This is a genomic window from Lentzea sp. NEAU-D7 (assembly GCF_026242055.1).
Lineage (GTDB): Bacteria > Actinomycetota > Actinomycetes > Mycobacteriales > Pseudonocardiaceae > Lentzea.
In genome coordinates this window covers 362818-374229 of record NZ_JAPJDL010000002.1, presented here as the reverse complement: position 1 = coordinate 374229, position 11412 = coordinate 362818, and the positions used below count along the sequence as shown (strand labels likewise).

Below are 11412 nucleotides of genomic sequence, written 5' to 3'. Positions count from 1 at the left end.
CCATACGCTAATTCAGGTTTTGCGTATGAGGTACGCATAAAGGGGGTTCGATGATCGTCGAGACAGAGGGTCTGACGAAGAGATATGGCTCCACGACCGTGCTCAGCGGCCTGGACCTGAAGATCGCGGAGGGGTCCGTGCTCGCACTGCTCGGGCCGAACGGCGCCGGCAAGACGACCACGATCCGCATCCTGAGCACGCTGACCAGGCCCGATGGCGGCACGGCACGGGTGTGCGGGTCCGACGTGGTGCGCGAGGCCGCCGCCGTGCGCGGCGCGATCAGCCTGACCGGGCAGTACGCGGCGGTGGACGAGGAGCAGACCGGGCGCGAGAACCTGGTCATGATCGCCCGCCTGCGCGGTTTCGCGAGGCCGAAGGCGCGCGCACGGGCTCTCGGGCTGCTGGAGCGGTTCGACCTGACCGAGGCGGCGGACCGGCGGGTGCGCACCTACTCGGGCGGCATGCGCCGGCGCCTGGACCTGGCGATGAGCCTGGTGGCGCGGCCGCGGCTGCTGTTCCTGGACGAGCCGACCACAGGCCTGGACCCGGTCAGCCGCACGACGATGTGGGACGCGATCGGGGACCTGGTGCGCGACGGCGTGACGATCTTCCTCACCACCCAGTACCTGGAGGAGGCCGACCGCCTCGCCGACCGGATCGTGGTGCTGAACAACGGGGGCGTCGTCGCGGACGGCACCGCGGACGCGTTGAAGAGCTCGGTCGGCGGCACCCGCCTGGACCTGACCTTCCCGAGCGCGCAGGACGCGCTGCGAGCCCAGGCGGTGACCGGCGGGGTGGCCGACGGCGTGACCTTGAGCGTGCCGTCCGACGGCAGCGCGGTGCACCTGCACCGCGTGCTCGACGACCTGCTGACCGCCCAGGCCGGCGTGCTGCGGGTGTCCGCGCACCGCCCGACCCTGGACGACGTCTTCACGTCGCTGACGGCGGTGGCGGCATGACCGCGTCGCTGACGATGATCGGCCGCAGCATCCGGCTGAGCCGCCGCAACCTCGACCTCGTGATCATGTCGATCGTGCTGCCGGTGCTGATGATGGCGCTGTTCGTGTACGTGTTCGGCGGCGCGATCGGTTCCGTCCAGTCCTATGTGGACTACGTGGTGCCCGGCATCCTCGTGCTGTGCACCGGTTACGGCGCCACGTCCACCGCGATGTCCGTGGCCGACGACATGAAGAAGGGCGTGGTCGACCGGTTCCGCTCGATGCCGGTCAGCGGGTTCTCCGTGCTGACCGGCCACGTCGTCGCCTCGGTCGCCCGCAACGCCCTCGCGACGTCCGCCGTGGTGCTGGTCGCCCTGCTGATGGGCTTCCGGCCCGCCGCCTCGGTCACCGGATGGGTGCTGGCGATGGGCGTGCTGCTGCTCTACGTGCTGGCGCTGTCGTGGCTCGCGGCGGGCTTCGGCGTGATCGCGCGGACCGTCGAGTCGGCGAGCCTGCTCGGGTTCTTCATGCTGTTCATCCCGTACCTGAGCAGCGCGTTCGTGCCGGTGGAGACGATGCCGACCTGGCTGCGCGCCGTCAGCGAGCACCAGCCGATCACGCCGGTCATCGAGACGGTCCGGACGTTGCTGAACGACCAGCCGGTCACCTCGGGCTGGCTCGCGCTGGCGTGGTCCGGCGGGCTGCTGGCCGTGGCGTTCGGCTGGGCGACCTGGTTGTTCGGCCGGATCAACCGCCGCTGAGGTGCGCGGCGTCGAGGCGGGTCAGCTCCTCCGGGCCGAGGTCCAGCTCACCCGCCTCGACGTTCTCCCGCAGGTGCGCCGGGTCGCCCGTGCCGGGGATGACCAGCACGTGCGGCCCGCGCGCCAGCGTCCACGCCAGCCGGACCTGCGCGGGCGAGGCACCGCGGGCATGCGCGATCTCCGTGACGACGTCGTCCTCGGCCGACGTCCCGGCCTCCTGGTTGGCACCGGCGAGCGCGAAGAACGGCACGTACGCGATGCCCCGCTCCCCGCACACGCCGACGAAGTCGTCCTGCTCGGGGTGGTGCCCGAGCCCGTAGGAGTTCTGCACGCACACCACGGTCGCGATCCTCTGCGCCTGGTCGAGGTGGTGCGGCTTCACGTTGGACAGCCCGAGGTGCCGGACCAGCCCGTCCCGCTGCAGCTCCGCGAGCCGCTCGAAGTGCGCGCTGAGGTCGTCCAGGCCGCTGATCCGCAGGTTGACCACGTCGAGGTGGTCGCGGCCGAGCTGCCGCAGGTTCTCCTCGACCTGGCCCTTGAGCTGCTCCGGGGTCGCGAGCGGCAGCCACTGTCCCTGCGGCGTGCGGCCGGGCCCGACCTTGGTGGCGATCACCAGGTCCTCCGGGTACGGCGACAGCGCACTGTTGATCAGCTCGTTCGCCGACCGCGTGGCGGAGAAGTAGAAGGCGGCCGTGTCGATGTGGTTCACCCCGAGCTCGACGGCCCTGCGGAGCACCTCGACGGCCTGCCCGCGGTCACGCGGCTCGGCCCGGCGGTCGAACGCCGTCCCCCGCTGCGGCAGTCGCATCGCGCCGAACCCGACCCGGTTCACGGTGAGGTCACCCAGTCGCCACGTCATTCCTCCCACTGTGCCAGCCTTGGCGGCGTGGGACTGTTCACGCTCTCCGAGGCGCAGACCGAGCTCGCACGGCTGCTGCCCGTGCTCGACGAGATCGTGCGCCTGCGCGCCGACGCCGCCGAGCTGGCCGTCGGGGGCTCCCCGCTGGGCGGCCTGCCCGAGTTCAAGGCCGCGCAGGCCCGGCTGGACGAGCTGATGGAGACCGTGCAGAAGACCGGGGCGGAGCTGAAGGGCCTCGCGCCGTTGCTCGTGGACTTCCCTAGCGAGAGGGAGGGGGTTCCAGTCCTGTTGTGCTGGCTGGAGGGCGACCGGTCGTTGAGCTGGTACCACCGGGCTGATCTGGGGTTCGCCGGCCGCCGTCCGCTTTAGGGGGAGCCACGAGGCCCGCCAGGAGCAGTATGCCGATCAAGCCCGCGATGAGGCCGAACGCCGCTTTGTAGTGCTTCGCCGTGGCCTGGACGGGCATGCGGCGCAGGATGACCGCCGCGGCAACGCTCAGCGCGATCGCGATCGGCACCAGACCCCGCCACGCCGTGTCCCACGTGAACGGCAGGTAGTCGTCCGCGCCGTACAGCGAAAGGATCAGGGCGGGCAGACCGAGCCCGGCTGCCGCCACCGCGGCGAGCATGTTGAAGCGTTGCTGGGCCTCGCCCTCCTGTGCCACGGCGAACGTCGACACGCTGCCCAGCAACGACTGCAGGCGCGTCACCTCGTCCGAGAGCTCCACGTCCATCGCCTCGACGTGCCGCTTCGCACGGTCGTTCGGCTGCCACGTGTACTCGCGCAGGCACTCGAGGGCGCGGTCGCGAGCGCGGCTGAACGCCGTCGACAGCTCGACGAGCTGGACCATCACCATCCGCAACGCGGTCGCGCTGCGCGGTTGCCCACCGCTGCGTGGCGCGAGGAGCTCGGCGACCTGGCGTTCCATTGCGTAGCGCAGATCGCGCAACTGGCCGACAACGCTTCGGGAACCCTCCGCGATGGCCTTCGCGACGACCTCGGCGGCGTGCTCGTCAGCCGGCACACGGTGCCTGGGGTGTTTGAGGGTGTCCCCCAGGTAGTCGTTCTGCCACGGCACCTCGTGCCAGCGGCCTTCCTCGCTCCAGACCGCGCTGATGATCACGCTCAACCTCGTGTCCTCGACACGTGCCTGGCCGATCAGGATCTTCCGATCGCCTTCGGTGCCGACGAGCCGCACGAACGGCGCACCACGCCCGTCCCACCGCCCTCCGCCGGTCTCCACCGTCAAGGTGACTTCCGCACCGTAGTTGGGGTCCTCGGGGTCGCCCGCCAGCACGCGTAAGGCCATGACCCGATCATGGCACGGTGACCGGATCCGTCCGCTCCCCGGCCGGGTCGTGCCTGTCCCCACCCCCGCGAGCCCGCGAGGCTGAGGACATGAAGCGAGCATTGATCGTCATCGACGTGCAGGAGTCGTTCCGCCAGCGGGCCAACTGGGCCGAGGTGTCCGAGCCCGACATCGCCGGCAAGGTGAACCAGCTGGTCGACATGAGCCGCGACGCCGGTGACCTCGTCGTGTGGGTGCTGCACTCCGAGCCCGGTTCCGGCGACGTGTTCGACCCCGCGCTCGGGCACGTGCGGCTGATCGACGGGCTCAAGCCGCTCGACGACGAGCCGGTTCTCACCAAGACCGCGCACAACGCGTTCACCACGACGAACCTGCAGCAGACGCTGACGACGCGGGGTGTGCGGGAGTTGCTGATCAGCGGCATCCGGACCGAGCAGTGCTGTGAGACCACGACGCGGGTCGGGTCGGACCTCGGGTTCGACATGACGTTCGTGACGGACGCGACGGCGACCATGCCGCTGCCGCACTGGCGCACCGGGAAGGTGCTCGGGGTCGGGGAGATCATCGAGCGCACCGAGTACGTGCTGGCCGGCCGGTTCGCGCGGATCTCGGATGTCGCTACGCTGACCGGATCGTGACCAGAGTCGTCTTCCTGCTCATACCTGGTGTGCACCTGCTCGACCTCGCGGGGCCGGCGCAGGTGTTCTCCAGCGCTGCCGATCTCGTGAACGGGTATGCGTTGTCCTACGTGGGCGACGCGGACACCGTGCTCAGCCATCAGGGCGTGCCGCTCGGAGCGTCGCGTGAGTTGCCCTCTCTCGCGGTGGACGACCTCGTGTTCGTGCCGGGGTGGCGGTCGCCGAAGATCGCGGGGACCGGTCACTTGAGCGAACGCGCGTTGGCGTGGCTGCGCGCGCACCACGACGGCGGCGGCACGGTGGCGAGTGTGTGTGCCGGTGCAGATGCGTTGGGACGCGCCGGTTTGCTCGACGGCAGGCGTTGCACCACCCATCACGAGCTGCAAGAAGAGCTCGCACGGCGTTATCCGGCCGCGCAGGTCGTGCGTGACGTCTTGTTCGTGGAGGACAACAGGGTCGTGACGTCCGCGGGCATCGCGAGCGGTATCGACCTCGCGTTGCATCTCGTCGCCGTTCGTCATGGGCCCGCCGTGGCCGCCGCGATCGCACGGACGATGGTCATCTACGCGCGCAGGAACGGCGACGACCAGCAGGCCAGCGTGCTGATGCGGCATCGGTCGCACATCAACGAGACGGTGCACCGCATTCAGGACGTCATCGAGTCACGGCTCGCCGAGCGCCTTTCCCTCTCGGAGCTCGCCGTCCACGCCGGGTGCAGCGAACGGACCGTGACACGGTTGTTCGGCCGTGCGACGGGCATGACGCCGTTGAAGTACCAGCAGGCGTTGCGCGTCGAACGAGCCGAGCACCTGATCGGTCAAGGCGCCACGGTGGAGACGGCAGCGCGCAACGTCGGTTTCGAAGACGCGCGGATGCTGCGCAGACTGCGTTCCCGCTGAGCCGCACGCGTGCGGCCGTCCACAGTCGACGGAACACCCTTGCACGCCTTCGGAACCGGCCTAGGCTGGCCGGGTGACGACTCTGGCGAACCGCCCCAGCACCGCGTTGCTCGTGATCGACGTGCAGAACGACGTGGTGAACGACGCCCACAACCGCGACGAGGTCGTCGCCAACGTGGCCACCCTCGTCGACAAGGCGCGCGCGGCCGGCGTCGACGTCGTGTGGGTGCAGCACAGCAACGCCGAGCACATGCCCAAGGGGTCCGACGGCTGGCAGTTCGTGTCCGAGCTGAAGCCGGCCGAGGGCGAACCGGTGGTGCACAAGACCTACGCCGACTCGTTCGAGGCGACCGACCTGGAAGAAGTGCTGGCGGGCAGGGGAATCGGCAGCCTCGTGGTGTCCGGTGCGCAGACCGACGAGTGCATCCGCTCGACGCTGCACGGCGCCCTCGTGCGCGGCTACGACGCCCTTCTGGTCAGCGACGCGCACACGACCGAGGACCTGTCGGAGTACGGCGCTCCCACCCCGGACAAGGTCATCTCCCACACCAACCTCTACTGGGAGAACCACACCGCGCCCGGCCGCAGCGCGGGCGTCGTCAAGACCGAGGACGCGTTCAAGCCCGCGTGACCAGGTGCCCGCTCGGCAGGTAGTCGATCTTCCAGTCCTCGTAGACGCCGCACAGCCCGCACTTCAGGCACCGCAGCCCGACGGTCAGCCAGCGCACCTCGCCGTCCGGGCCGCACGACGACCCGAGCGCGGCGGCGAACTCCTCGCCGCCGCACGTGCACTCGCACTCCTCCGCGTCGTCGGGGTCCCAGTGCTCGTCGGAGTCGCCGATGAACTCCGCGAGCCCGCAGCCGAGGCAGGTCCGGCGCATCGCCTGGTCCTCGGTCAGCTGCACCGTGAACGACGTGCCGCCACATCCGCCGCACACGGACTCGACGACGTGGGTGACCTCGTGACCGTCTTCCTGGTACTCGCGGATCGCCTCGTCGAGCGTCATGCCGCCACCCCGTTGATCCCGTCGCTGCGCAGCACGCGGTCCGCGGGTGCGCCCTTGGCCAGCGCCACCATCGCGCGTCCCACGAGCTCGGTGGTCGTGACGTACTTCGGCGCCACCTTGCGCAGCACGGGGAACAGCCACGAGGACCACGAGTAGATGTAGCGGTAGATGCGGGTGCGCGACTTGATCCCGTGCAGTGGCTGGATGAAGCCCGGCCGCAGCACGAACACCGGCCGGTCCAGCGCCAGCAGCTCGTTCTCCGTCCGCCCCTTCACCCGCGCCCACATCGTCTTGCTTCCGGCGTCAGCGCCCTCACCGGACACGTACACGAAGGTGCCGCCAACGACCCGTGCGGCCTCCAGCGCGTAGTCGTGCGTCACGGGCGTGTACTCGGCCTCGGTCAGACCGGCGGACGTCACGCCCATGCAGTAGAAGCACGCGTCCGCGCCGGCCAGTTCCGAGGCGATCGGCGTCAGGTCGCCGAAGTCGGCGTGCACGACGTGCCGCAGCTTGGGATCGCTCGTGCTCGACGGCGAGCGTCCCACGGTCACAACGGATTCCACGGCGGGGTCGAGCAGGCTCTCGCGCAGCGCGCCCTGACCCACCATTCCGGACGCACCGAAAATCACTACCTTCACCCCGTCAAACTAGTCGGGTGAACGCAACGATCCACCGCCGCGCGCCGGGTCCGGTGCCGGATCTGCCGATGAACGGCGTGCGACCGGTCCGCGACGAGGACCACGAGGCCCTCATCGGCCTGCTGGGTGAGTCGCAGGTCGGCTGGTGGCGGCTCTTCGGCTGGCCGTCGTCCAGCTTCGTGGCGGAGGCCGAGGGCGTCGTGGCCGCGTCACTCGTCACCGCCCACATGGGCAGGACCTGGCTCTCCCACGCCTCGGCCGCACCCGGTCCGCTCGTCGCCGCGGCCGTCGCGGCCTCGTTGCGCGCGACGGGTTCCGGCGTGCTCGTCCAGGTCGACAGGGGCGACACCGACAGCGCGGAGATGCTGGCCCGGCTCGGTTTCACGGCCGAACCGGGCGAGCTGCCCGTGCTGGTCGTGGACGGCGCCCTGTTCACCGACTTCGACGGCTTCGCCCGGGAGTTCACCAAACTGCTCGACGACTACACGTGGGAAGGCAACCTCGACGCCTTCAACGACATCCTGCGCGGCGGCTTCGGCACGCCCGATCTCGGCTGGGTCTTCGAGTGGCGCAACTCGGCGCGGTCACGGGTCGCGCTCGGGCACCCCGCGACGGTCGAGTGGCTCGAAGACACGCTGCGGGGCTGCCACCCCACCCACCGCGACCGCCTCCGGGCGAGGATCGAGGCGGCGCGCCGCGGCGAGGGCCCCACGCTGTTCGACCGGATCGTCGAGATCATCGGGCACCACGGACCGGGCGGCGGCGAGTCCGCGGACAACGTCATCCTCGAACTGCGCTGAGGACGCGCTCCGCCTCCCCCGTCGCCAGCAGGTCGAGCAACGCACCCCGCAACAACGCGAGCTCACGAGTGCGCGCCGCCAGCCCCGCGTCAGTGTCGCGCACGTCCCGAGGCTGAGCGGCCCGCAACACCTCCAACCAGTCCTCCACGGTCGCACGCGCGAAGCCGGCCCACGGCCCGTCAGGCTCCACGAGAGAGCGTGCGTACGCCTCCAGCCACAAGGTCAGCAACGGCCGATGCGCGGGCGCGGACAGCCACTCCCACAACCGCGCGACCACGCCGGGCCCGGTGCCGATGTCGCCGAGCAGCGCCAGCTCGTCGGCACGCGCTCGCGCCAGCAGTGCCTTGACCAGGCCTTCCTTGCTGCCGAACAGGTAGAGCAGTACGCGCGTGCTGGACCCGATGGCCGCCGCCAACGGCCGCAGCGACACGTCGGCCAGGCCGTGGGTCAGGACGTACCGGTAGGCGGCTTCGAGCAGTTCGGTCTCGCGGGCGGACGGCATGGCGCTATTCTCGCATTACTGAAACACTCGTGTCAGTGGAGGCGAACCATGCTGATCCGCCCGCTCGGCCACCCCGGCGACCTCGGCTGGGTGGTGCAGGCGCACGGCGAGCTCTACGCGCAGGAGCACGACTGGGACACGTCGTTCGAGGCGATGGTGGCCAAGATCGTCGGCGACTACGCGGTGGACCACGATCCCGCGGGAGAGGGTGCGTGGATCGCCGAGCTCGACGGCCAGCGCGTCGGATGCGTGTTCTGCGTCCGTGAGGACGACACGACGGCGAAGTTGCGTGTGCTGCTCGTGCATCCGGACGCGCGTGGACACGGAGCGGGCAACAAACTCGTCAGCACGTGCGTCGAGTTTGCGCAGAAGGCCGGCTACGCGCGCATGGTGTTGTGGACCGTCGACGGATTGAAGTCCGCGCGGAAGATCTACGAGGCACACGGGTTCGAGCTCCGGGAAGAGACCCCGCAGCACAGCTTCGGCCACGCCGTGACAGGCCAGCTCTGGGCACGCGACCTGCGGATTTCATGATCACCGAACAGTCCCGCCGCCACGAAGGCGCACCCGCTGTGCCTCGGCGCCGCCTGACGAACTCCGGTGGCCTGCTCGCGCGAGCAGGCCACCGACCGGCATCGGCTAGGAACAGGCCCAGGTGGACGGTCCCCAGAAGTTGTCCTCGGCGCGCCACCGGCGGAAGCCCGCCAGCAGGCCGGTGTCCGTCACGCCCACGACGTGCAGGTCGGAGCTGGATCCGACATCGCCCACGAGCGTGCTGCCCTGCCACGCGCCGTACCTGTTGCCGGAGCTGAAGTAGCCGCTGGCGAGCAGGCCGTCGCGGTTGATGCCGATCGGGCTGCTCGGGTTGATCACGTAGTCGCGCACGACCGCGCCGGCCGGGGTCCACTCCCGCAACTTGGTGAACGCGCGGTCCACGCGGCCGATCACCCTGCCGCCCTGGAACTTCTCGATCTGCACGGCGGGATAGCCCGCGATCCGCACCGAGGTGCCGTCGGCCGACCGGATCACCCCGCTGCGGAACGCGATGCGGCCCTCGTCGTCGATCGCGACGGCGTTCGCGGTCTCGATCAGCTCGTACGCGCCGGGGTTCGTGGCCTTCCACACGATCGTCGTGTTCCCGCCGTCGAGGTACCCGACGACGTCGCCGAGCTCGTTGATGTCCTTGGCGTAGCCCTTGCGCCCGGCGGGCACCGGCAGGTGCTGCTTGCCGCCGTCGCGGTACACGAAGGCCCCGATGTCGTCCATGGCCGCGACGTGCCCGCTCCCGTTCACGCCGGCCACCCTCCAGGCGCTCTCCGTGCCCGGCAGCTCGATCAGCTCCCGGTCGTGCCAGAGCAGCAGCACGCCCTCCTCGACCTGCCCGGCGAAGTACCTGCCGTCCGGGCTGGCGGCGCTCAGCGTGCCGCTGGGCGCGGACGCCGGGAGCGGCAGATCGGTCGGTCTCCAGACACAACCGGACTGTGCCTGAGCCGGCACGGCGGCCGTCAGGACGGTGATGACGGCAGCGCACAACGCGGCCACGCGCATGATGAATCCCCCAGGTCCAAATGGTCCCGCTGATCGCGGAGCGACATCATGCATGACGAGATCACCACGCACCAGCGATATCGGGGATTCGGAACGCCGCCGTGCGAACGGGTCACAGCATCCGGGTCACGTACGGCATGATGCCGCCGTACCGCACGGGCGAGATCCGCACCACGGCACCGGAATGCGGCGCCTCCACCATCATCCCGCCGCCCAGGTACAACGCCACGTGCGTGCCACCGCCCGGTCCCCAGAAGATCATGTCGCCGGGGGCCATCTGCGACAGCGGCACCTTGCGGCCGGAGTTGTACTGGTAGCCGCTGTAGTGCGGCAGGTACACGCCGACGCCCGCGAAGGCGTACATCATCAGGCCGGAGCAGTCGAAGCCGATCTTGCGGAAGTCGCCGTACGAGTCGGCGACACCGCCGTCGCGCACGCCGTACGTCGGGCCGTTGTAGTTGCCGCCGCCCCACGCGTAGATGACACCGCGCTGGGCCAGCGCCCGGTTGATCACGGTCTGCACGCGGTTGCCGGACGGCGCGGGCGCCGCCGCGATCGGGCGGGGTGCCTGGGGCTGGGGTTTGGGCGCGGCCGCCGCGGCAGCCGCCGCCGCGGCGCGGCGGGCGTTCTCCTCGTCCTCGCGCCGCTTGGCCTCGGTCCACTGGTCGTACTGCTGGCGCTGCGCTTCCAGCCCGTTGACCGCGCCTCGCGCCGCGGCCAGCTCACGTTCGACGGCGTCCTTGTTCGCCTGCAGCTCCTCGGTCGCCGCGGCCTGCGCCGAGTGCGCGTCCACCGCCACCTGCTGGGCCTGCTCGGCGACCTTCTTCGCCTCGTCCGCGGCGGCCTGCTTCGTCTCGGCCTTGGTGAGCGCGGCGCGGGCGGCGGCGTCGAGGTTCGCGGCGGTGCCCTGGTCACGCGTGACCTGGTCGAGCCGGTTCAGGCTGGACGCCGACACCGCCTCCAGCATCTGGGCGCGGGCCAGCAGGTCCTCCGGCGACTTGGCGCCGATGTAGGCGGAGAAGGACCCGACGGTGGTGCCCTGCGCGTAGGAGGCCGCGGCGAACTCGTCCAGTTCGAGGCGGCTCTTCTCCACGGCGGCGGAGGCCGCGTCGGCCTCGACGCGGGCGGCGGCGGCCTCACGCCGGGCCGCCTCGGCCTCGGAGATCGCCGTCTCCAGGTCGACACGCGCCTTGTTGGCGAGCTCGCGCTTGTACGAGACGTCGTCGAACAGCTCCTGCAGGCGTGACTCGGCCTGCGTGAGCCGCCCGGTCAGCTCGCCCACGCGGGCCGCCTTCGCGTCCGCTTCCGCCCGCGTCGCCGAGATCTCCGCGTCGCTCGGGTTCGGCGGCGGGGGCGGCACGGCGGCCGCGGTCCCCGTGAGGACGGCCGTCATCAACACCGCGACCACGGCGGAGAGTCGTGTCAACACCGGACATCACCTCCAACCGCATTAGACCAATCAGACGCATCCGGCGCATCTGGAACTAACGCACCGTCAACCACTCGTGTCACA

The 11412-nt window shown here is 70.4% G+C and carries 15 protein-coding genes; 8 read left to right on the top strand and 7 right to left on the bottom strand.

The features are described 5' to 3' along the window. Positions 1 to 50 precede the first annotated feature (50 nt). Positions 51 to 959 (top strand): ATP-binding cassette domain-containing protein, encoded by a 909-nt coding sequence (locus tag ORI60_RS05195; RefSeq protein WP_266034891.1) that lies wholly within the window; start codon positions 51 to 53, stop codon positions 957 to 959. Next, complete coding sequence (locus ORI60_RS05190) at positions 956 to 1699, top strand: ABC transporter permease (RefSeq protein WP_266034888.1); 744 nt, start codon at positions 956 to 958, stop codon at positions 1697 to 1699. The genes ORI60_RS05195 and ORI60_RS05190 overlap by 4 nt, the downstream gene beginning before the upstream one ends. Here the strand turns inward: ORI60_RS05190 and ORI60_RS05185 are convergent. Further along, positions 1686 to 2558 (bottom strand): oxidoreductase, encoded by an 873-nt coding sequence (locus tag ORI60_RS05185; protein WP_266034885.1) that lies wholly within the window; start codon positions 2556 to 2558, stop codon positions 1686 to 1688. The genes ORI60_RS05190 and ORI60_RS05185 overlap by 14 nt on opposite strands. 27 nt (positions 2559 to 2585) lie before the next feature. On the opposite strand from ORI60_RS05185, the gene ORI60_RS05180 reads away from it, so the two are divergent. Continuing rightward, on the top strand, positions 2586 to 2927 hold the full coding sequence (locus tag ORI60_RS05180) for a DUF2203 domain-containing protein (RefSeq protein ID WP_266034882.1): 342 nt from the start codon (positions 2586 to 2588) through the stop codon (positions 2925 to 2927). On the opposite strand, the gene ORI60_RS05175 is transcribed toward ORI60_RS05180, so the two are convergent. Next, positions 2818 to 3867, bottom strand: a complete 1050-nt coding sequence (locus ORI60_RS05175) for a hypothetical protein (protein ID WP_266034879.1) — start codon at positions 3865 to 3867, stop codon at positions 2818 to 2820. The two genes, ORI60_RS05180 and ORI60_RS05175, sit on opposite strands and share 110 nt — an antisense overlap. A gap of 89 nt (positions 3868 to 3956) precedes the next feature. Between ORI60_RS05175 and ORI60_RS05170 the strand changes: the two genes are divergently transcribed. The 3 genes from ORI60_RS05170 to ORI60_RS05160 all read left to right on the top strand — a co-directional run bounded on the left by ORI60_RS05170 (position 3957) and on the right by ORI60_RS05160 (position 6035). After that, positions 3957 to 4505: a cysteine hydrolase family protein gene (locus tag ORI60_RS05170; RefSeq protein WP_266034878.1), complete on the top strand. Its 549-nt coding sequence runs from the start codon at positions 3957 to 3959 to the stop codon at positions 4503 to 4505. Further along, positions 4502 to 5404, top strand: a complete 903-nt coding sequence (locus ORI60_RS05165; protein WP_266034876.1) for a GlxA family transcriptional regulator — start codon at positions 4502 to 4504, stop codon at positions 5402 to 5404. Before ORI60_RS05170 ends, ORI60_RS05165 begins: the two co-directional genes overlap by 4 nt. Positions 5405 to 5477: 73 nt before the next feature. Beyond that, the gene (locus ORI60_RS05160) at positions 5478 to 6035 is read left to right on the top strand and encodes a cysteine hydrolase family protein (RefSeq protein ID WP_266034874.1); all 558 of its coding nucleotides are present in this window, start codon (positions 5478 to 5480) and stop codon (positions 6033 to 6035) included. On the opposite strand, the gene ORI60_RS05155 is transcribed toward ORI60_RS05160, so the two are convergent. Next, the gene (locus ORI60_RS05155; RefSeq protein ID WP_266034871.1) at positions 6022 to 6411 is read right to left on the bottom strand and encodes a hypothetical protein; all 390 of its coding nucleotides are present in this window, start codon (positions 6409 to 6411) and stop codon (positions 6022 to 6024) included. The two genes, ORI60_RS05160 and ORI60_RS05155, sit on opposite strands and share 14 nt — an antisense overlap. Next, positions 6408 to 7049 (bottom strand): epimerase, encoded by a 642-nt coding sequence (locus ORI60_RS05150; protein WP_266034869.1) that lies wholly within the window; start codon positions 7047 to 7049, stop codon positions 6408 to 6410. Before ORI60_RS05150 ends, ORI60_RS05155 begins: the two co-directional genes overlap by 4 nt. Positions 7050 to 7066: 17 nt before the next feature. Here ORI60_RS05150 and ORI60_RS05145 point away from each other — a divergent pair, with 17 nt between their 5' ends. Next, the gene (locus ORI60_RS05145) at positions 7067 to 7849 is read left to right on the top strand and encodes a hypothetical protein (protein WP_266034867.1); all 783 of its coding nucleotides are present in this window, start codon (positions 7067 to 7069) and stop codon (positions 7847 to 7849) included. Here ORI60_RS05145 and ORI60_RS05140 read toward each other — a convergent pair. Next, positions 7830 to 8351: a TetR/AcrR family transcriptional regulator gene (locus ORI60_RS05140; RefSeq protein WP_266034864.1), complete on the bottom strand. Its 522-nt coding sequence runs from the start codon at positions 8349 to 8351 to the stop codon at positions 7830 to 7832. The two genes, ORI60_RS05145 and ORI60_RS05140, sit on opposite strands and share 20 nt — an antisense overlap. A gap of 48 nt (positions 8352 to 8399) precedes the next feature. On the opposite strand from ORI60_RS05140, the gene ORI60_RS05135 reads away from it, so the two are divergent. Continuing rightward, the gene (locus tag ORI60_RS05135; RefSeq protein WP_266034862.1) at positions 8400 to 8885 is read left to right on the top strand and encodes a GNAT family N-acetyltransferase; all 486 of its coding nucleotides are present in this window, start codon (positions 8400 to 8402) and stop codon (positions 8883 to 8885) included. 105 nt (positions 8886 to 8990) lie between these two features. On the opposite strand, the gene ORI60_RS05130 is transcribed toward ORI60_RS05135, so the two are convergent. Together ORI60_RS05130 and ORI60_RS05125 are read right to left on the bottom strand one after the other, a co-directional pair. Next, complete coding sequence (locus ORI60_RS05130; RefSeq protein WP_266034861.1) at positions 8991 to 9899, bottom strand: hypothetical protein; 909 nt, start codon at positions 9897 to 9899, stop codon at positions 8991 to 8993. Positions 9900 to 10011: 112 nt separating this feature from the next. After that, positions 10012 to 11328, bottom strand: coding sequence for an NlpC/P60 family protein (locus ORI60_RS05125; protein WP_266034859.1), 1317 nt, complete (start codon positions 11326 to 11328; stop codon positions 10012 to 10014). Between the last annotated feature and the right edge of the window lie 84 nt (positions 11329 to 11412).